The following is a 19,665-nucleotide window of genomic DNA, read 5'->3' as shown; positions in this document are numbered from 1 at the left end:
GCACCGGAGGTGCGACTGGGAGCCCGCCGCGAACCGACCGCTATTCGCCGAGGTGGCGCCGGCTCGAGATCGCCCGATCGGCCTCGCGCTTGTCCTGCTTCTCGCGCAGCGCCTGGCGCTTGTCGTACTCGCGCTTGCCCTTGGCGACCGCGATCTCGACCTTCGCCCTGCCGTCGGAGAAGTAGATGCGCAGCGGAACGAGGGTGTACCCGCCCTGCGCCGTGCGCTGGCTGATCTTCACGATCTCCTGCTTGTGCAGCAGGAGCTTGCGCTTGCGCCGCGGCGCGTGGTTGTTCCACGTGCCCTCGGTGTACTCGGGGATGTGCACCGCGTCGAGCCACATCTCGCCGCCGTCGATGAACGCGTAGCCGTCGACGAGCGATGCCCGGCCCTCGCGCAGCGACTTCACCTCGGTGCCCCAGAGCACGATGCCCGCCTCGTAGGTGTCCTCGATCGTGTAGTCGTGGCGCGCCTTGCGGTTGGTCGCCACCACCTTCTGACCGCGTTCCCTGGGCACGGCATGCTCCTTCTGCTCGACGGATGCCCCGGCATCCGGAGCAGCCTTTCACTCTAGTGCACGCGGGCGCACCGTTCGGCACCTGCGACGACCGGCGGTCGAGACCGACCGGCAGTCACGCACGACGGATGCCGCGGCATCCGCTCAGACGCGCAGGTACCGCCTGATCGCGATGCCGGCCGACAGGGCCGCGAGCAGCACGCCGACCACGATCAGGAGCGGAACCACGAGCAGCGCGTCACCGAGGTCGACGAACGTGAACGACAGTCGTTCCGCGAGGTAGCCCTGCACGAAGAAGTGCACGATCGCCACGACCGCCCCGCCTGCGAGCACGGAGCCTATGAGTCCCGCGAACACGCCCTCGAGGATGAACGGCGTCTGGATGAAGCGGTTCGAGGCGCCCACGAGCCGCATGATGCCGAGCTCCCGCCGACGCGAGAACGCCGACAGCCGGATCGTCGTCGCGATGAGCAGCGCCGCGGCGACGAGCATGATCGCGGCGACCGCGATGGCCGTGTAGCTCGCGGCGTTCAGCACGTCGAAGATCTGGTCGAGGTAGCGCCGTTGGTCGACGACCTGCTCGACGCCCGCGAGACCCGCGAGGGCCTCGACGAGCACGTCGGACTGCGAGGGGTCGACGAGGTTCACCCAGAACGTCTCGTTCAGCACCTCGGGCGTCACGTAGTCGGCCGCGGGCGTGCCCGCGAACTGCTCCTGGAAGTTCTCGTACGCCTGCTGGTGGTCTTCGAAGTAGTACTCGTCGATGAACGGCGAGAGCGTGTCGGAGGTCAGCTGCGCCTCGATCGCGTCCTTCTGCTCGACCGTGGCCTCGCCGTCGACGCAGCCCGCGGCCGTCGAGACCGACGTGCAGAGGTAGACCGCGACCTGGGCGCGGTCGTACCAGTAGTTCTTCATCTGGGCGATCTGCAACTGCAGCAGCGCGGCGGTGCCGACGAAGGTCAGCGAGATGAAGGTCACGAGCACGACCGAGACCACCATGGTGATGTTGCGCCGCAGGCCGTTGCCGGCCTCGGCGAGCACGAGTCCGAACCTCATCGCGTCGGGCCAACTTCCTGGTCGTCGTCGCCCTCGCGCGGGCCTCCGGGGGCTCGCAACCCCAGTCGTTCGGCGAGCGTGAGGTGCTGCTTGACGTCGGCCGGCGCGTCCGTCGCGGCGGTGGTTCCGGATGCCGCATCGTCGCCGGGTTCGCCTCCGTCACCGGATGCCTCGGGCTCGCCGCCCGTCGAACCCCGCGGGATCTCGATCGACGCGGTCGCGGCGGCCGTGATCTCGGCCGCGGCGTCGGTCACCTCGTCGGTGGCCTCGGGCTCGACGTAGAGCGGCTGGCTCTGCTGCATCATCTCGGGGGTCACCTTGGGCGCGGCCGCGGTCACGGTCGGCGGGGTCTCGGGTGCGGGCACGATGGGCTCGGGCTGCTCGGCCGCGGCCCGCTTCTTCGAGCGGCCGGCGCGCTTCGACTTCGCGGCGGGAGCCGCGTCGGCCGCCGCGGCCTCGCGTTCGCGTTGCTCGTGGACCAGCGCGGCCGATGCCGCCTCGGCCGCGGCGACGGCTGCCGCTGCGGCAGCCGTGTCGTCGTCGACGGGCAGCGTGCCCTGCACGGCGCCGTAGCCGGCCGAGCGTTCGTCGCGCACGATGTCGCCCGCGGAGAGCTCGATCACTCGGCGGCGCATCTCGTTGACGATGCCGGCCTCGTGCGTGGCCATGACGACCGTCGTGCCGCCCGCATTGATGCGCTCGAGCAGGGTCATGATGCCGGCAGAGGTGACCGGGTCGAGGTTGCCGGTCGGCTCGTCGGCGAGCAGGATCTGGGGCTTGTTCACGATGGCGCGCGCGATGGCCACGCGCTGCTGCTCACCGCCCGAGAGCTCGTGCGGCATGCGCTTGCCCTTGCCGTCGAGGCCGACGAGTTTGAGGGTCTCGGGCACCGCCGTGTGGATGTACCCGCGCGACTTGCCGATCACGCGCAGCGTGAAGGCGACGTTCTCGTAGACGGACTTGTCGCGCAGCAGCCGGAAGTCCTGGAACACCACGCCCAGGTCGCGCCGGAAGTACGGCACCTTGCGGCTCGAGATCGAGCCGAGGTTCTGGCCGAGCACGTGGATCGTGCCGCTCGACGGCTTCTCCTCCTTGAGGATCAGCCGCAGGAAGCTGGACTTGCCGGATCCCGATGCGCCCACGAGGAACACGAATTCGCCGCGGAGGATCTCCACGCCGATGTCGTTCAGCGCGGGCTTCGCCTGCCCGGGGTAGGTCTTGGTGACGGAGTCGAAGCGGATCATCGCGTTCGAGCCTAAGCATCAACGGCTCGAATGCGGGCAGCGACACCGCGAATCCCTGCACCGTTCACCCGAGGAAACCTCAGGTAGCCCTTGACGCGGGCGCGATGCGCCACCATCCTGTGCCGTAGGGTCCGCGGAGCGCCAGAAGCGTGGCGAACACAGGGGTACGGACAACGACGTCGTCACCACCTCCCGCTGGTTGCCGGAATCCGGGCCGAAGGGGTCGTCATGCCTGGAACCCGATCCACCTGGAAGCGCCTCGCCGTCGGCACCGTCGGGCTCGCCGTCGCCGCCGCGATGCTGAGTCCCCTCGGTGCGGCGGCCGCGCCGAGCGACGACGGTTCGCTCGACATCTATCGAGCGGAGGTCGACGCCGCGCAGGCCGCGGAGATCGCCGACGCCGGCTACGACGTCGCCGCGACCGAGGCCACCGTCGACGGCGTCTCGATGGATCTCGTCCTCACCGAGGAGGAGGCCGACGGGCTTGCCAGACGCGGCGTCGACGTGAAGGTGAAGCAGGGCAAGGACGGCCTGTCCGCGCGCCAGCAGGCCGAGGCGCAGGCCGCCTCGGGCTACGACGTCTGGCGGTCGTGGGACGAGCAGGGCGGCATCCGCGACGAGCTGTACCGGCTCGCGAAGGACAACCCGCAACTCGTGAAGCTCGTGGTGCTCGGACACACCTACGAAGGCCGCGAGATCATCGCGCTGAAGCTCACGCAGGGCGCTCGCGGCCAGGCCGACGGCAGCCGTCCCGCCGCGCTGTTCAGTTCGACGCAGCACGCACGCGAGTGGATCTCGACCGAGGTCAACCGCCGGCTGCTGAACTGGTACGTCGACGGGTGGCGGGCGAACGACAGGTCGGTGCGCAACCTGCTGAAGTCGACCGAGCTCTGGTTCCTCGTCGTCGCGAACCCCGACGGCTACCAGTACACGTTCGACCACGAACGGCTCTGGCGCAAGAACCTGCGCGACAACGACGGGAACGGCGAGGTGAACCGCGGCGACGGCGTCGACCCGAACCGCAACTTCCCCGAGCACTTCGCGTACGACGAAGAGGGTTCCTCGGCGCAGGCCGTGAGCGAGACCTACCGGGGCCCGTCGGCGGGCTCCGAGCCGGAGACGAAGGCGATGATGGCGCTGTTCAAGCGAGCCAAGCCGGAGTTCCAGGTCAACTACCACTCGTTCGGCCAGTACCTGCTCTACCCCGAGGGATGGCAGACCGCCACGCCTACCGCGGACGACCCGATCTACACCGCCCTGTCCGGCAACCTCGACAGCCCGGCGGTCGACGGCTTCGAACCGGGCCTCTCGTCGGACGTGCTGTACGTGACCAACGGCGAGACCACCGACTTCGCGCACGTGTCGCGCGGCACGCTCTCGTGGACGCCCGAACTCGGAGAGGGCGACGGCGGCGGCGGCTTCGTGTTCCCCGACGACGAGGCGCAGGTGCAGGCCGAGTTCGAGCGGATCCTCCCGTTCTCGACGGATGTCGCGAAGTCGGCCAAGGACCCGGCGAACCCGGTGTCGCATCTCGGGGCGAAGACGAAGGCGTTCTACCTCCAGAGCGACGACGACTACAAGGTCGGGTTGCCGCAGTCGAACTTCACGTTCCAGTACTCGTTCGGCGACCCGCAGGAGGTGCGCGTGCTCGCCAAGCGGAGCCTCGGCAAGGTCACCGTGAAGTACTCGATCAACGGCGGCAGGGCCCGAAGCGCGCCGACCTCCGAATGGAAGGGCGGCGAACGCTACGGCGGCGCGACCGACGTGTACTACCACGTGATGAGCGGGGTCGTCCGGGGTACGAGCCCCGGCGACTCCGTCAAGGTGTGGTTCGAGAGCGGGCGCACGAAGAGCAACTCGTTCACCTATCAGGCCGTCTCGGAATCGAAGGCCGACGTACTGGTGCTCGCGTCCGAGGACTACACGGGCGCCTCACCGGTGCAGGCCGGCACGACCGCGCCGAAGTACCTCGCCTCGTACACGGACGCGCTCGACGCGAACGGCGTCGCCTACGACGTCTACGACGTGGATGCCGCGGGGCGGGTCGCCGCCGACGCGCTCGGCGTGCTCTCGCACTACGACGCGGTCGTCTGGTACACGGGCGACGACATCATCACGCGTGAGCCGGGCTGGGGCGCCGGCAACGCCTCGCGCCTCGCGATGGACGAACTGCTGAACGTCCGCGACTTCATGAACGAGGGCGGCAGGGTGCTCTACACGGGCGATTGGGCGGGCACCCAGTACGCGTCGGCCTCGTACTTCTTCGACCCCACGTCGGCCAACGCGCAGTGCCAGGCCGACCCGGCGGTGTTGGCCCGATGCAAGCCGCTCGGCGGCTCCGGCGACTCGGTGAACGACGTGCTCCAGTACTGGTTCGGCGGCTACGTCGCGGTCGATTCGGCCGGGCTCGACGACAACGGCGCCGTGCTCGACGCGTTCGGCGTCGACGAGCCGTTCGGCGGGCTCTCGTGGACGTTCAACGGCGCCGACAGCGCCCAGAACCAGGACCACACGAACTCGTTCATCACGACGAGCGGCATCCTCGACCCGGCGACGTATCCGCAGTTCGAGAGCTCGGTCGCGGCCCGCTGGGATCGCGAGGGCGGCCCCTTCGAGCCGCGCACGGGCGACTCCTACGTGTACTCGCAGCTCGGGGATGTCTCGTACAAGCAGGTCACGCGCACGATCGACGTGCCGGCCGGCGGCGCGACGCTGTCGTTCTGGTCGTCGCACGACACCGAGGCGGACTGGGACTTCACCTTCGTCGAGGCCCACACGCCAGGCCAGGACGACTGGACGACGCTGCCCGACCTCAACGGCAACACGTCGCAGTCGACCGGTGAGAGCTGCCCGGCAGGGTGGAACGAGCTGCACCCGCAGCTCGACCACTACCAGACGGTGAACGGCGACGGCACGTGCAGCCCGACCGGTTCGACCGGCTCGTGGAATGCGGCATCCGGCAACTCCGGCGGGTGGCGGCAGTGGACGGTGGATCTCGGCGCCTACGCGGGCGGCCAGGTCGAGGTGGCGCTGTCGTACGCGAGCGACTGGTCGACGCAGGGCCTCGGAGTGTTCTTCGACGATGTCGAGGTGTCGACCGGCCAGGGTTCGACCTCGTTCGAGTCGGATCTCGGCGGCTGGACGCTCGGCGGCCCGCCCGCCGGCAGCGCGCCGAACCCGAACACGTTCATCCGCACGACGGCCGGCGGGTTCCCGGAGGCCGCGGTCGTGGCCACCCCGCAGTCGCTGCTCGCGGGCTTCGGCTTCGAGGGCATCACGGATGCCGCGGTGCGGGCGGACTGGATGGGCCGGGCGCTGGAGCACCTGCTCGACTGAGCGATCACGCGCGCCGATCACGCGCGAACGGCCGGCACCTCTCGAAGGGTCGGCCGTTCGGGTGCGATGACTCACCCGGCTTCCGTCAGGGGGCGAGCACCACCTTGCCGCGCAGTTCGCCGGCGGCACCGCGCGCGTGCACGAGCGGGAGATCTGCCAGCGGATGCCGCTCGCTCACGTCGATCTCGAGCTCGCCCGCGTCGACGAGCTCCGAGAGTCGGGCGAGCTGCTCCGCATCGCTTCTGGCGAAGACGCTCGACACGCGGATGCCGGCGCCTTCGGCGATGCCCGGCGTCGTCGTGGAGACGAACGCCCCGCCCGGCTTCACGAGCGCCACGAGGGCTGCCGTCTCGTCGGGGGTCGTGCGCACGAGGTTCACGACGACGTCGACCGGGCCTTCCACGGCATCGGGAACGGGGGTCGCCGTGTAGTCGATCACCTCGGCTGCGCCGTGCGCGATGACGGCGGCTCGGCTGCGCGCACCCGCGGTCGCGATCACGGTCGCGCCGGCACGTGCCGCGAGCTGCACGACGAACCCGCCGACGCCTCCGCCCGCGCCGTTCACCAGCACGCGCTGGCCTGCGCGCACCTCGGCGTGCTCGGCGACGGCCTGCCACGCGGTGAGTCCGCTCGACGCCAGCGCCGCGGCATCCGGGAGCGGGATCGAGACGGGCGCCGTGGCGAGGAGTGCCGCCGGCACGATGACGAACTCGGCCGCCGAACCCGGCGCGGTCATGGGCAGGAACGCGATGACGTCGCGGCCGACGAGCTCGCCCCCGACCCCGGTGCCGACCTCGACGACGGTCCCGCTGACGTCGATGCCGGGCGTGTGCGGCAGGGCGATCGGGAAGGCCCCCTGCATGAAGCCCGAGCGGATCGCGGCGTCGACCTGGTTGAACGTCGTGCCCGCGACGCCCACGAGCGCCTCGCCCGGCCCGGCGACCGGACGTGGGACGTCGACGGCGCTCAGCACGGCCGGGCCGCCGAAGGTGGAGAACTGGATGGCGCGCATGAGCGTTCCTCTCTGGGTCTGGTGGAGCTGGTCGGTCTGGTGCAGCTGGTCGGGCCGGTCGGCATGGCTCGGTCGGCGGCTCATGCTGCGAGCCGCGGGTAGTCGGTGTAGCCGCGCTCGTCGCCGCCGTAGAGCGTGGCGCGGTCGGGTTCGTTCATGGCCTCGCCGGCGCGGATCCGCTCGACGAGGTCGGGGTTGGCGAGCGCGAGGGCGCCGACGCTGACGACGTCGGCGAGCCCGTCCTCGAGGTCCTGTGTTCGGCGCTCGAGGTCGGCGCCCGCGCGGTTCAGCACGAGCCCGCCCGACCACCGGGAGCGGATGTCGCGGACCAGCGACTCGTCCCCGAGGTGCACGACGTGCAGGTAGGCGAGGTCGAGCTCCGCGAGTGCCGTGACGAGCGCACCGTAGACGTCCGCGACATCCGCTTCGATGATGTCGCCGAGCGGACTGCCGGGGCTGATGCGGTACCCGACCCGGTCAGCCCCGATCTCGTCGACGACGGCCGCGGCGACCTCGAGCGGGAATCGGATGCGGCCGGCGATGTCGCCGCCGTACCCGTCGGTTCGCCGGTTCGCGTTGGTGCTGACGAACTGCTGCAGCAGGTACCCGTTGGCGCCGTGCAGTTCGACGCCGTCGGCGCCGGCGTCGACCGCGAGTCGCGCGGCCCGCCGGAAGTCCGCGATCGTCGTGGCGAGGTCGTGCTCGGTCATCGCCCTGGGCACGGGCATGGGCTGCGGGCCGGAGGCGGTGAACATGTCGCCTGCGGCGGCGATCGCCGAGGGTGCGAGCGGCATCCGGGCGTGCGTCGTGTTCGCCGGGTGCGCGATCCGGCCGACGTGCATGAGCTGGATCACGAGCGACGACCCGGCCTCGTGGACCGCGTCAGCGACGCGTCCCCACGCCTCTGCCTGCGCCTCGGTGTGGATGCCGGGGGTCGAGAGGTAGCCCTGTCCGTCCTCGGAAGGCTGGGTGCCCTCGGTGATGAGCATGGCCAGCGATGCCCGCTGGGCGTAGTAGGCGCGGGTGAGGTCGGTCACGCGCCCGTCGGCCGAGGCGCGGCTTCGGGTCATGGGCGCCATCGCCAGGCGGTGCGGCAGCGCGATGCTGCCGAGGGTGGTCGGCGTCCAGAGGGACTCGGCGGTCGTCATGGTAACTCCTTCGAATTCGAACCAAACTGGTCATCATTCGAAACGAGCGCAGTGCGTGATTTATTTCTGATTCGAAGCAAATCGTTCGTAGAATGTGCGTATGTCCGACGCAGCCCGCGATCACCGACAGCACGAATCGCCCCCGCAGCACGAATCGCCCGCGCAGCAGGTGCCGCCGGGGCTGCCCGCCGAGTTCGGCGTCTACTTCGCGCTGCTCGAGGTGAGCGCGCTCCTGCAGTACGGCGTCGAGCGGCAATTGAAGGTCGACGGCGGCCTGAGCTTCACCCAGTTCCAGATCCTCGCGACCCTCGGCGAACCCGCGGAGACCCCCCGCACGATGACCGATCTCGCCGACCGGCTCGTGCACAGCCGCAGCGGACTCACGTATCAGGTGGGCCGACTCGAACACGCCGGCCTGCTGGCCCGCGAGCCGTCCGTCGACGATGAGCGCAGCGTCGAGGTCTCGCTCACGCGCGCGGGCACGGAACTGCTGTCACGCGTGATCCCGGGTCACGTCGAGATCGTTCGCGAGCTCCTGGTCGACTCGCTCGACGCGCACGACCGTGATGAGCTCATGCGCATCCTCGGCCGGGTCGGCCGGCACATGCGCTCACGGCCGCCACGATCGGCCGCTCGGTGAGCCGCCCGTCTGGCCCGACTGCGACGCCTAGTCGTCGTCCTTGCGCTTGCGCCACTTGATGCCCGCGGCAATGAGACCGTCGAGGTCGCCGTCGAACACCGAGGCCGGGTTGCCGACCTCGTAGCCCGTGCGCAGGTCCTTCACGAGCTGCTGGCCGTAGAGGAAGTACGAGCGCATCTGGTCGCCCCAGCTCGCCGTGATGGTGCCGGCGAGCTCCTTCTTCTTCGCGGCCTCTTCTTCGCGCTTGAGGAGCAGGAGTCGCGTCTGCAGCACGCGCATGGCCGCTGCACGGTTCTGGATCTGCGACTTCTCGTTCTGCATCGAGACCACGAGTCCGGTGGGGATGTGCGTGAGGCGCACGGCCGAGTCGGTCGTGTTGACCGACTGCCCGCCCGGGCCCGACGAACGGAAGACGTCGACCCGGATGTCGTTCTCGGGGATCTCGACCTCGACGGCCTCTTCCATGACCGGAATGACCTCGACCGCGGCGAAGCTCGTCTGGCGCTTGTCGGCCGAGCCGAACGGGCTGATGCGCGCGAGGCGGTGCGTGCCGGCCTCGACCGAGAGCGTGCCGTAGGCGTAGGGCACGTCGATCTCGAAGGTCGCCGACTTGATGCCGGCGCCCTCGGCGTACGAGGTGTCCATGACCTTGACGGGGTACTTGTGCCGCTCGGCCCAGCGCAGGTACATGCGCATGAGCATCTCGGCGAAGTCGGTGGCGTCGTCGCCGCCCGCACCCGAACGGATCGTGACGACCGCGCCGCGCGGGTCGTACTCGCCGTCGAGCAGGGTCTGCACCTCGAGCTGGCCGATGACCTCTTCGAGGGCGGCGAGCTCGGCGCGCGCTTCGGCGGCCGAGTCTTCATCGTCCATCTCGAGGGCGAGTTCGACGAGCACGTCGAGGTCGTCGAGGCGCTGCTCGACGTCGGTGATGCGCTTGAGGTCGGACTGCCGGTGGCTGAGTGCGCTCGTCACCTTCTGCGCGGCGGCGGGGTCGTCCCAGAGGTCGGGCTTGCCGGCCTCCTCGGACAGACGGGCGATGTCGGCCTTGACGGCTTCGACGTCGACGACGGCGCTGATATCGCTGAAGGTGGAGCGCAGCGCGGCGATCTCCTGCGTGAGGTCAAGATCCAACATGGCTCCCCCAGCCTAGTCGCGCCGGGTTCGACGCGAGAACGTCGGTCGAACGGATGCCGCGGCTCGGCGCGTCAGCCCGAGAAGCCCGCCATCCAGACGATGGCGCCCTGGGTCACGAAGATGAAGCCGCCGAGCAGCATGGCGACGAGCGACACCCACGACGGCCCCGTCGCCGGGTCGACCTTCAGCTGGCGCCGCGCGACGAGCCCGAGCACGAAGGCGATGAACGAGACGACGAGCGCCGGGATCGCGGGCAGCAGCAGCGAGATCACGGCGGCGGCGAGGCCGGCGAGCGCGATGCGCGAGGTCGATCGTCCGAAACGTGCACGGCCCTGGGGGTCGGTGGTCATGCGTCCAGTCAAACGCATCCGACCGGGTGCTCGCGCCTTCGCGCGTGCCGACCGACGCTCAGCGTGCGCCCGGCGGTCAGCCGATCGGGATCTCCGTCGAACCGAAGTCGTGGATCGTGTACCGCCCGCAGTCGACGGTCGCGGCATCCTCGAGGCTCACGCCCTCCGGCAACACGAACTCCTCGCTCTGCGAGTCGGTGACGAGGTACGAGACCGAGGGCACCTCGAAGTCGGTGCGGTTCACGAGCCAGGCGTACGGATGCAGGTCGTGCGTCACCTGCAGCAGCATCGCGGGGTCGGCGGCGTACGCCTTCGGGGCGCGGATCGTCCAGAACTGGCCGGCGCCGTCGCGGTCGGTCGCGCCCGCCCAGTCGACGACGCACGCGAGCGAGTCCGATGACGCCGCGGTCGGGGTCGTCGCCAGGCGCACGACGCCGATGCCGCCGAGCACCACGATGACGACGGATGCCGCGGCCAGCGCTGCTGCGATCCCCCGCCGGGTGAGCGCAGCGCCGTCGCCCCGCAGCCGGCGTCGCAGCCCGGGCGGCGCCCAGTCCGCGAGGCACGCGAGCACGAGCACCGGGGCGAACACCCACGGCTGCAGGTAGCGCGGCGACGGGTTGCCGAGCAGCACGACGCCGATCGTGCAGGCCACGGGCGCGATCCACGCGACGGCGACGAGCAGGCCGGTGCCCGGCTGATCCGACGCCGTGCGCGAGAACGTGAGCAGCACGGCGAGCACCGTCAGCCCGAGCAGCACGATGCCGCCGAGGATGCCGCCCGGCCGCTGCAGCTCGAACGCGGCAGCCCGAAGCAGGTCGCCCAAGGCGGTGAGCTGGTTGCCGTCCTTGAGGTACTCGCTCGACTGGGCCACGATGAGGTCGCCGAGCGCCGTGCGAGCGACGATGCCGGCAGCGGATGCCCCGGCGAGCACGAGCAGCGCCTGTGCATGCAGCGTGGGCGACGGCAGCGTTCGCCGCGGCATCCGCCCCCGGTTCCGGATCATGAGCGCGACGAGCACGAGCGCGACCGGGGCGACGGCCCACACGACGATGAGCGGGTTGCTGAACGCCGAGACGGCCACGACCGCCGCGAGCGGCAGCCAGACTCGGGTGCGCAACCGCCCGGAATCGAGCGCCCGTCGCACGAGGCCCACGACGACGACCGCCGCGATCACCGTCGCGCTGTAGTACGTGGTCGTGCCGAGCAAGCTCGCGAGCTGCATGCTGTTGCGGTCGCCGCCGGCCTCGAGCAGGGCGATCGCGCAGAATCCGGCGTACCCGGCAACTGCCCCGACGATCGGTGCGGTCGCGTGGAGCCGGCTGCCGGATGCGACGCGGAACGCGCCGTAGAGCGCGACGAAGTTCAGTGCCGAGCTCACGATCAGCGCCGAGTGGAGGTCGGGGGTGACCAACGAGACCACGGCGAATGACACGACCTCTGGCACGAAGAGCACCGGCGAGAGCGCCCAGTCCTGCGGGGCTCCCGACGCGACCGAGTGCACGACGAGCGCATTGAACATCGAGTCGGCGTCGACGAACACGAGCTCGTCGCGCGTGGTCGCGATGTGCGCCGTGACGAGCACGGCCATCGCGAGCGCGAACGCCCAGCCGAACCCTTCGCGCGCGACGGCACGGCGCGGCGACTCGCGCCTGTGGCCTCGGTCGGGAGTGGATTCGGTGTGGATGCTCACTGCGACGTATCGTATGGCGCGATCGCGAGCGCTGCCTGCGGGCACGCGACGGGGTCGGTGGCGACCGGCGCCCCGGCCGAGGTCAGTGGAAGACGGAGCGTGCCGTCGTGGTGACCTCGATCGGCACGCTGAGCGGCAGGACTTCGGTGTGCAGTGGCGCCGTCCAGACGGCGCGGAGGGTCACGGTCGCGCTTCGGCCGTCTCGGGAGGTGGCCCGCACGAGCTCGACGCCGGTGAGTCGCCCCGCCGCGTCATCGAGGTAGGCGGCTGCCGCGTCGCGGACGGCGGCATCGTCGAGCGCGATCTCGAGCGACTCGTCGCCCACTTCGACCTCGTCGAGGCTCCAGGCCTCGGCTGCGGCGAGCGCGGCCCCGTCGGCGAGCGTGAACAGGCGTTTGCGCTCGAGGTACAACGAGGATGCGGCCACGACGACGAGCACGATCGTGAGCGCGAGGAAGCTGAAGAAGATCGTGAGGAGCATCGTCGAGCCCGCATCGTCCTGGATCGGCCGACCTCTGTTCGGACGACGGCGGCGCACCTCTCGCGACCCCCCGCTCACTCGACGCTCGCGAACCGCGAGATCGTCTGCGTCGCGGCGGACTCGACGGGCACGCTCGCCATGCCGCCGAGATCGAGCACGTCGGGCACGAGCGGCAGGCCGACGCGGGCCTCGATCGTGACATCGAGGCGATCGCCGGGCGCGCAGTCAGCGGTCTCGCATTCGATCGAGACCGATGCGGTGTCGGGGTCGACGCCGAAGTCCTCGAGGGCGATGCGAACGGCGAGCGCGACGTCGCCGGAACCGCCCGCACGCCCGGCTTCGTCAGCGGCGATGCGCGCGGCATGTCGTGCCGCTCCCTCGACCGCGAACGCCCCGGCCTGGATCGCCGCCACGCTCAGCACGAGGTAGACGATCGGCACCAGCAGGAGCAGTCCCACGGTCAGGAACTCGAGGGAAGCGGACCCGCGTTCGTCACCGATCCGCACGCGGTCGGCCGGGGCCGGGCCGGTCGGCGCCGGCGCCGGCGCCGGCGCCGAACTGTCACCCGACCGACTCGAGCGGCGCATGCCCGGTCACCTCCAACCCGTTCGCGACCCCGAGCAGGCCGATGACCGGAAGCGTGGAGCGCACCCGGACCTCGATCGCCGGCGCTCCCCCGATCGAGGCGGTCGTCGCGACCACGTCGCGGGAGTATTCGGCCGAGATCGCCGCGTCGATGAGGTCGCGCGTTCGCGCGACCCCGTCTGCGGGCGACGATCCGGCGAGCGCGGCGAAGCGCGCCCCCTCGGCGGCGGCGTCGAGCAACGTGTTGCGCACGTGCAGCGCGAGCGCCAGTTGCACCACGGCGAGTGCCAGCACGGTCAGGAGCACTCCGACCATCGTGAACTCGGCGACCGCGGAGCCGCGCTCGTCGGCGAGGAACGCTCGTACCTCCAGAGACCGACGACTCCTCGAGCACGAGGCCGAACACCCACCCTCGGCTCGCGCGTCGGGGCCCGTCAGAAGCCCGTCACCCGGTCGATCGCCTGCTCGAACACACCCGAGAGCGCCGGGCCTGCCAGCCCCCAGATCACGATCACCAGTCCTGCGGTCATGAGCGTGATGAGCACCCAGCCCGGCACGTCGCCCCGCTCGTCCGCGAGCGGCGCGAGCAGCTGTCGCGCGGCCCGACGGTACAGACGATCGAGGTGCTTCCGCATGGGGATTCCTTTCGTTCGCGCCGACCTGGCGCGTGGTGGACGAAGCGATGTTCGACGGCATCAGAAGCCCGTCTGGAGCACGAGGTAGCCGGGCAGCAGTGCGAAGGCGATGGTCACCGGCAGGATCAGGAACACGAGCGGCACGAGCATCGCGATCTCCTTCCGACCGGCGAGCTCGATGATCGTGCGTTTGGCCTGATCCCGGGCATCGCCCGCCTGGGATGCGAGGACGGTGGCGAGCGGTGCGCCGCGATCGAGGGCGCCGAGCACCTGGTCGAGCGCACGCGAGAGCGCCGGATGGTCGAGCTCGTCGCGCAGCGAGGTGATCGCGTCGATCACTGGAACGCCGGTGCCGACCGCGGCGACGACCGCCGTGAACTCGCTCGGCAGCTCGCCCGATCCGATCCGGGCGACGCGACGGAGGGCGTCGAGCATGCCCTCTCCGGCGGTCAGGCTGAGGGTCAGGAACTCGAGGACCGTCGGCAGCTCCTCGGAGATGCGTGCGAGGCGCCGCACGGCCGCGCGCTGGAGCGCCCATTCGCGGGCGAGCACGCCGAATGCCGCTGCGAGGAATGGAGCCGCGAAGCGCACCGGGACCGGCAGCGTGGCGAATCCGGGCGCGAACATCGCGAGGACCGCGGCGGCCGCGAACGCCGTCGCGCCCCACGCGAGCTGTTCGCCGCGGAACCGCTCGACCGACTTGGACGAGCCCGCCTGCCTCAGCCGACGGGCCACCGCTTCAGGGCCGCCGAGCCAGGACGCCACCAGCGCACGCACCAGGCGGAGGATCGGCCCAACCACGACGCCGAGGACGGGCGTCGGGTCTCCTGCGCGGCGAACCAGCATCGCCCGTGCCTCCGGCGAGAAGTCGGCGACGTACGGCGCGACGCGCTCGGCGAGCCGGGGTCGCCCGATGCGCGGGATCGCGCTGACCGCGAACCACGCGCCGAGTCCGAACAGGACGCCGAGCAGCACAGCGAGCGGCACCGTGGCGTTCAACGGAACCATCGACGCTCCTCGGGAAGTCGTCCGAGCGCGGTCATGGCCTGGTATGCGACCACGGTCACGATGACCCCGACGACGAGGAGCACCGCCCCGGCAGGCGAGTCGTAGGCGACCATGGTCTCGTGGCGCGACGAGAGCACCACGAGCAGGAGCCAGGGCGCCGCGACACCGAGGCGGGCCGCGTTGCGGATCCACGACTGCCGGGCCACGACCTCGGCGCGCAGTGCGGCGTCGTCACGCAGGTAGCCGGAGAGGGCCCGCAGCACGGTCGTCAGCTCGGTGCCGCCGACCTCCCTCGCCATGCGGAGCGTCTCGAGGATGCGATCGGCGATCGGATCGGCGAGCACCGCTTTCAGCCGATCGAGGCAGAGCGAGAAGTTGCCTGTGCGCCGATAGTCGGCCTCGAACGCCGCGAACGCCGATCGCGTCTGGGCCGGACCGAGCGTTCCGAGCGCGCCGACGCTCTCGGGCAGCGGCACTCCCGAGCGCACCGACGCGACGAGGTGGTCGACCACGTCGGGCCAGACCGCGCGGTTCGCGGCACGACGCCGGTCTGCGCGCGATGCGATGGCGAGCGGCACCGCGGCCGCGCCCAGCAGGGCGGCGACCGCAGTGATGGTGGGCACCTGCATGGCGGACTGCACCACCGCGCCGAGGACCATCGACAGGACGAGCGCGACGATCACAACGACCGCGATCGGCACCTGGCCGAGCCCGGCGAGCGCGAGGTCATCGCGGATACGACGCCCGACGCCCGAGCCGCCGACGGCTGCGGCCGAGACCGGCTTGGCGGGCCAGAGCCGAGGAGCGAGCACGAGCAGCAGTCCGACGCCGAGCATCGCGCCGAGTGCGAGGCTCACGAGCGGTCCTCGTCGGGAGCATCGGGCACGCCGGAGCCCTCGCCCGCGCGCGCAGCCTCGGCGCCGACCGGGGATCCGACCGCGCCCGGCTCGGAGGTCTCGGCGCCATCGTCGGCGACGAGACCGGCGGCCCGGTACTTCTCGAGCCGCTTCGGGCGTCGCCCGGTGGCCCGCAACCGACCGCGGACCGTCGTGAAGATGGGGTCGGCCTCGACGACTCCGCCGGACGACTCGCCGGTCGGTGCGGAGATCTCGACCACGCTGCGACGACCCGCCGCGTCGATGCCGAGGTGCACGACGAGGTCGATGCAGGTCGCGACCGTCGGAACCACGAACGACGAGTCGATGTTGCGGCCGGCCAACAGGGGCAGGGTGCAGAGCTTGGCGAGCGCGTCGCGAGCGGAGTTGGCATGGATGGTGCACATTCCGGGAAGCCCGGAGTTGAGCGCGATGAGCAGGTCGAGGCTCTCCGCCTCGCGCACCTCGCCGACGACGAGACGGTCGGGGCGCATGCGCAGGGACTCCTTGATGAGTCGTCGGAGGGTGATCTCGCCGGTGCCCTCGAGGCTCGGCTGGCGACATTGGAGCGACACCAGATCGCGCACGTCGAGGTCGAGCTCGAAGGTCTCCTCGATCGTGATCACGCGTTCGTCGTTGCGCGCCGACGACATGAGCGCGTTCAGCAGCGTGGTCTTGCCCGTGTGGGTCGCGCCGGAGACCAGGATGTTCGCGCCCGCGACGACGCTCGCACGCAGGAAACCGGCGGCCTCGACCGTGAGCGAGCCCAGCTCGACCAGCGCTTCGAGGGTGCGGATGCGGCGCTGGAACTTGCGGATGTTCACGGCCCAGTGCGTGCGCGCGACATCGGGGATCGCGACGTGTAGCCTGGATCCGTCGGGCAGCGAGGCGTCGACGAACGGCGAGCTCAGGTCGACGCGGCGCCCGCTGTGCTGGAGCATGCGCTCGACCAGCTCGCGCACCTCGCGGTCGCCGAGCACGATCGGCGTGAGCTCGGCGACGCCGTCGCGGGCGACGAACACCCGGGTCGGGCCGTTGATCCAGATCTCCTCGACCTCGGGGTCGTCGAAGTACGGCTGCAGCGGACCGTAGCCCGTGATCGCGGCCTCGACCTCGCGCGCGGTGGCCAGCTCGTCGAGGAGTTCGGCCTGGGAGCCGGCAAGCGCGCGCTCGCTGTAGCGGCGCACCTCTTCGCGGGCGTAGCGCGCTGCGGCCGAGCCGTCGCGACCGAGATCGACGCCCTCGTGCAGCACCCGGGCGCGCACGCGCTCGGTGATCGTGCGCACGGGGTCGGTCATGGGACCCATCTTGGGGTGCTGCCCGCGACGCACCGCGAAGTTATCCACACGGCGGGCCGCGGCATCCGCTCGATCAGCGGGACGGATGCCGCGGGCCGGCCGCGTGCGCGCCCCGACTCAGTCGAGCGTGACCATGACCTTGTCGGCGGCGCCGGGCGTCGCGGCGACCTCGAGGGCGCGCTGCACGTCGGCGATGTCGAAGCGGTCGCTGATGATGAGCTGGTACTTCCGCCAGTTGGCGATGAGGTCATCGGTGACCTCGAAGATCTCGGTCGGGTAGCCCATCGACATGATGATCGAGATCTCGGTGGTGAGCAGGCCGCCGAAGTCGACCTCGACGGGCTTCTTGTGCACGGCCGGAATGACGAGGCGTGCGCCCTGCTTGACCAGGCCGAACACGGTGGTCGGCACGACTGGGGCGCCGGCGGCGTCGAGGTAGACGTCGGTCGCGGGGCGGGCGTCGCGGATGCCGATCACGGGCGGTGCTTCGCCGTGCAACTCGATGAGCCGGGCCTTGACGTCCTCTTCGGCCGAGTTGATCACCGCATCGGCGCCGATCGCGAGGGCCTTCTCGAGCCGCGTCGGCAGGATGTCGATGACGACGACGTGCTCGACGCCCTTGGCCTTGAGGCTGAGCAGCGCGCCGAGGCCGATCGGGCCCGCGCCGAACACAACGGCCTTCTCGCCGGACTTCGCTCCGGAGCGGTTCACGGCGTGGCGGGCGACGGCCATGGGCTCGTTGAGCGCGGCGACCTCGAACGGGATCTCGTCGGGGATCACGCGGAAGTGCGTGCCGGCCACCGCGTCGAACAGCACGACGAACGGCGAGAACGCGCCCTGTGCGCCGCCGGAGCCGATGATGCCGTCGCTCGCGGCCATCGGGTTGATGACGACGTGGTCGCCGACCTGCGCGCCCCGCACCTCGTCGCCGACGTAGACGACCTCGCCCGCGGGCTCGTGGCCGAGCGGGGTCGCGCCCTGCCGCGGCGGGATGCCGCCGTACATCGTGTACATGTGGTCGCTGCCGCAGATGCCGCACGCGCGGATGCGCACGAGCACGTCGCGCGGTCCGGCGGTGGGCTCGGGCACCTCCACGATCTCGGTGGTGTTGGGCGCGGTGACCATGACCGACTTCATCGCCGTCATTCCTCTCTCGTCCGCCTCGCGCTGGGTTCGCGTCGCGGATCACTAAATCGAATAAGTGCAGTCTACGCTGGGATGCTGAGAGGTGGATAAGCCGATGCGATCCAAGCGCGTGACCATGAAGGACGTCTCCGTCGCGGCCGGCGTCTCGCAGGCGACCGTGAGCTTCGTGCTGAACGACAAGCCGACCGAGACCATCTCGCCCGAGACCCGCGAGCGCGTGCGCCGCGCCGCCGCCGAGCTCGGGTACGTGCCGAACGGCTCGGCCCGCGCGCTCCGCGAGGGCACCTCGCGCATCGTGATCCTCAACGTCGCGCGCCTGCCGCACGGCGGCACCGGCCTCGCGGCCTTCATCGACGCGCTCGATGCCGAGCTCGAACGGCTCGACCACATGCTTCTGGTGCGTTACCGGGCCGGCTCCCAGGACATCGACCGCCTGACCGCCATGGTCTCGCCGCGCGCGGTGCTCGACCTCGATCGCATCTACGACTCCCCCGACGCCGAGCAGGCCGACGGCGGCTGGATCGAGGGCCTCGCCGCGCACACCGCGGTGCAGATCCGCCACCTCGTCGGCACCGGGCACTCGGACCTCGGACTCGCCGTGCCCGGCGCCCGCGGCGAGGCCGGTCTCGCACGCCTGGCCGACCTTCGCATCGACTACGCACGTCGAGTGCTCGAAGACCTGCGGATGCCGCAGCCCCACCTGCTCGCCATGGGCCCGACCGTCGACGACGACCGCCGCAGCCTGGCCGAGTTCGTCGAGCTCCACCCGCAGGTCACCGCCGTCGCCGCGCTCGACGACGAGACCGCGCTGCGAGTGCTCGCCGCGGCGAGCACGCTCGGCATCGACGTGCCCGGCCGCCTGGCCGTGATCGGCTTCGACGATGCGGGACTCGGCGAGTTCTCGAGCCCCGCGCTCACCAGCGTGCGCATCGACACGGCGGCGTTCGGCCGGCGGCTCGCCCGAACGGTGCTCGGCCTGCCCGCCGACCCGGCCGCGCCGGCGCCTGCCGCAGCCGCCGTCGTGCATCGCGCCTCCACCTGAGCCGAGACGCCTGCTCGCGACATCCGTAAGGTGAATTGTTCACATCAGGTATTTGATCTGTTACAGTACTGGTCATGACCAAGGACACAGCTTCCGGCGCGACGCCGGACGACGCCTTCGCAGCCGACCTGCTGCGCGGTCACACCGACACGATCGTGCTCGGCGTGCTGCGCCGCAACGACAGCTACGGCTTCGAGATCTACAAGCTCATCCGCGACGCCACCGGCGGCGCGTACGAGATCAAGGAGGCGACCCTCTACGCGAGCTACCGGCGCCTCCAGCGCGACGGGCTCGCCGAGGCCTACTGGGGCGACGAATCCCAGGGCGGTCGCCGCAAGTACTACCGCATCACCGACGCAGGCCGGGCCGCGTTCACGCAGAACGTCGCCGCCTGGGTCGCGACCCGAACCATCATCGACTCCCTGCTGGGCAGCACGCCTGCAGCAACGAAGGGCTCCTGAC

Annotated in this window: 20 protein-coding genes; 4 read left to right on the top strand and 16 right to left on the bottom strand. The window is 70.8% G+C overall.

The annotated features are described in order from the left end of the window. Nucleotides 1-40: 40 nt before the first annotated feature. The 3 genes from smpB to ftsE form a co-directional block, all read right to left on the bottom strand. The gene (smpB, locus tag BM342_RS09020) at nucleotides 41-517 is read right to left on the bottom strand and encodes an SsrA-binding protein SmpB (RefSeq protein WP_092965041.1); all 477 of its coding nucleotides are present in this window, start codon (nucleotides 515-517) and stop codon (nucleotides 41-43) included. Nucleotides 518-661: 144 nt separating this feature from the next. After that, nucleotides 662-1,573 (bottom strand): permease-like cell division protein FtsX, encoded by a 912-nt coding sequence (ftsX, locus tag BM342_RS09015; protein ID WP_092965040.1) that lies wholly within the window; start codon nucleotides 1,571-1,573, stop codon nucleotides 662-664. Next, nucleotides 1,570-2,817, bottom strand: a complete 1,248-nt coding sequence (gene ftsE, locus BM342_RS09010; protein ID WP_092965039.1) for a cell division ATP-binding protein FtsE — start codon at nucleotides 2,815-2,817, stop codon at nucleotides 1,570-1,572. Before ftsE ends, ftsX begins: the two co-directional genes overlap by 4 nt. Before the next feature lie 228 nt (nucleotides 2,818-3,045). On the opposite strand from ftsE, the gene BM342_RS09005 reads away from it, so the two are divergent. Beyond that, a complete protein-coding gene (locus tag BM342_RS09005; protein WP_092965038.1) occupies nucleotides 3,046-6,153 on the top strand; it encodes a M14 family metallopeptidase in 3,108 nt (1,035 codons plus the stop codon). Between the two features lie 85 nt (nucleotides 6,154-6,238). Here BM342_RS09005 and BM342_RS09000 read toward each other — a convergent pair whose 3' ends face one another. Together BM342_RS09000 and BM342_RS08995 are read right to left on the bottom strand one after the other, a co-directional pair. Beyond that, entirely contained in the window at nucleotides 6,239-7,249 is a 1,011-nt protein-coding gene (locus BM342_RS09000; RefSeq protein WP_369823123.1) for an NADP-dependent oxidoreductase, read from the bottom strand. Further along, nucleotides 7,246-8,313, bottom strand: coding sequence for an alkene reductase (locus tag BM342_RS08995; RefSeq protein WP_092965037.1), 1,068 nt, complete (start codon nucleotides 8,311-8,313; stop codon nucleotides 7,246-7,248). Before BM342_RS08995 ends, BM342_RS09000 begins: the two co-directional genes overlap by 4 nt. Before the next feature lie 100 nt (nucleotides 8,314-8,413). On the opposite strand from BM342_RS08995, the gene BM342_RS08990 reads away from it, so the two are divergent. Beyond that, on the top strand, nucleotides 8,414-8,953 hold the full coding sequence (locus BM342_RS08990; RefSeq protein ID WP_092965036.1) for a MarR family winged helix-turn-helix transcriptional regulator: 540 nt from the start codon (nucleotides 8,414-8,416) through the stop codon (nucleotides 8,951-8,953). A 27-nt stretch (nucleotides 8,954-8,980) separates the two neighbouring features. Here BM342_RS08990 and prfB read toward each other — a convergent pair whose 3' ends face one another. The 11 genes from prfB to BM342_RS08935 form a co-directional block, all read right to left on the bottom strand. Beyond that, nucleotides 8,981-10,090, bottom strand: a complete 1,110-nt coding sequence (gene prfB, locus BM342_RS08985) for a peptide chain release factor 2 (protein ID WP_092965035.1) — start codon at nucleotides 10,088-10,090, stop codon at nucleotides 8,981-8,983. Between the two features lie 71 nt (nucleotides 10,091-10,161). After that, entirely contained in the window at nucleotides 10,162-10,440 is a 279-nt protein-coding gene (locus BM342_RS08980; RefSeq protein ID WP_092965034.1) for a hypothetical protein, read from the bottom strand. 76 nt (nucleotides 10,441-10,516) lie between these two features. After that, the gene (locus tag BM342_RS08975) at nucleotides 10,517-12,133 is read right to left on the bottom strand and encodes a hypothetical protein (protein ID WP_092965033.1); all 1,617 of its coding nucleotides are present in this window, start codon (nucleotides 12,131-12,133) and stop codon (nucleotides 10,517-10,519) included. A gap of 82 nt (nucleotides 12,134-12,215) precedes the next feature. Continuing rightward, on the bottom strand, nucleotides 12,216-12,614 hold the full coding sequence (locus BM342_RS08970) for a pilus assembly protein TadG-related protein (RefSeq protein WP_092965032.1): 399 nt from the start codon (nucleotides 12,612-12,614) through the stop codon (nucleotides 12,216-12,218). Between the two features lie 74 nt (nucleotides 12,615-12,688). Continuing rightward, complete coding sequence (locus BM342_RS08965) at nucleotides 12,689-13,072, bottom strand: TadE family protein (RefSeq protein ID WP_143109800.1); 384 nt, start codon at nucleotides 13,070-13,072, stop codon at nucleotides 12,689-12,691. 103 nt (nucleotides 13,073-13,175) lie between these two features. After that, entirely contained in the window at nucleotides 13,176-13,571 is a 396-nt protein-coding gene (locus tag BM342_RS08960) for a TadE/TadG family type IV pilus assembly protein (RefSeq protein ID WP_255368768.1), read from the bottom strand. A gap of 62 nt (nucleotides 13,572-13,633) precedes the next feature. Continuing rightward, nucleotides 13,634-13,834 carry a hypothetical protein gene (locus BM342_RS08955; protein ID WP_092965029.1) on the bottom strand — a complete coding sequence of 67 codons (201 nt, stop codon included), beginning with the start codon at nucleotides 13,832-13,834 and terminating at the stop codon, nucleotides 13,634-13,636. A gap of 60 nt (nucleotides 13,835-13,894) precedes the next feature. Continuing rightward, on the bottom strand, nucleotides 13,895-14,842 hold the full coding sequence (locus tag BM342_RS08950) for a type II secretion system F family protein (RefSeq protein ID WP_092965028.1): 948 nt from the start codon (nucleotides 14,840-14,842) through the stop codon (nucleotides 13,895-13,897). Beyond that, on the bottom strand, nucleotides 14,830-15,699 hold the full coding sequence (locus tag BM342_RS08945) for a type II secretion system F family protein (RefSeq protein ID WP_092965027.1): 870 nt from the start codon (nucleotides 15,697-15,699) through the stop codon (nucleotides 14,830-14,832). The genes BM342_RS08950 and BM342_RS08945 overlap by 13 nt, the downstream gene beginning before the upstream one ends. After that, nucleotides 15,696-17,015, bottom strand: coding sequence for a CpaF family protein (locus BM342_RS08940; protein WP_369823122.1), 1,320 nt, complete (start codon nucleotides 17,013-17,015; stop codon nucleotides 15,696-15,698). The genes BM342_RS08945 and BM342_RS08940 overlap by 4 nt, the downstream gene beginning before the upstream one ends. A gap of 117 nt (nucleotides 17,016-17,132) precedes the next feature. Then, nucleotides 17,133-18,161, bottom strand: a complete 1,029-nt coding sequence (locus tag BM342_RS08935) for a zinc-dependent alcohol dehydrogenase (RefSeq protein WP_255368634.1) — start codon at nucleotides 18,159-18,161, stop codon at nucleotides 17,133-17,135. Nucleotides 18,162-18,255: 94 nt separating this feature from the next. Between BM342_RS08935 and BM342_RS08930 the strand changes: the two genes are divergently transcribed. After that, nucleotides 18,256-19,203 carry a LacI family DNA-binding transcriptional regulator gene (locus tag BM342_RS08930; protein WP_092965025.1) on the top strand — a complete coding sequence of 316 codons (948 nt, stop codon included), beginning with the start codon at nucleotides 18,256-18,258 and terminating at the stop codon, nucleotides 19,201-19,203. 74 nt (nucleotides 19,204-19,277) lie between these two features. Then, on the top strand, nucleotides 19,278-19,664 hold the full coding sequence (locus tag BM342_RS08925; RefSeq protein ID WP_092965024.1) for a PadR family transcriptional regulator: 387 nt from the start codon (nucleotides 19,278-19,280) through the stop codon (nucleotides 19,662-19,664). The last annotated feature ends 1 nt before the right edge of the window (nucleotide 19,665 follow it).

The organism is Agromyces sp. CF514, from assembly GCF_900113185.1.
Lineage (GTDB): Bacteria > Actinomycetota > Actinomycetes > Actinomycetales > Microbacteriaceae > Agromyces.
Note: the sequence above shows the minus strand (reverse complement) of the source record. Positions and strands in the feature narration are given on the sequence as shown.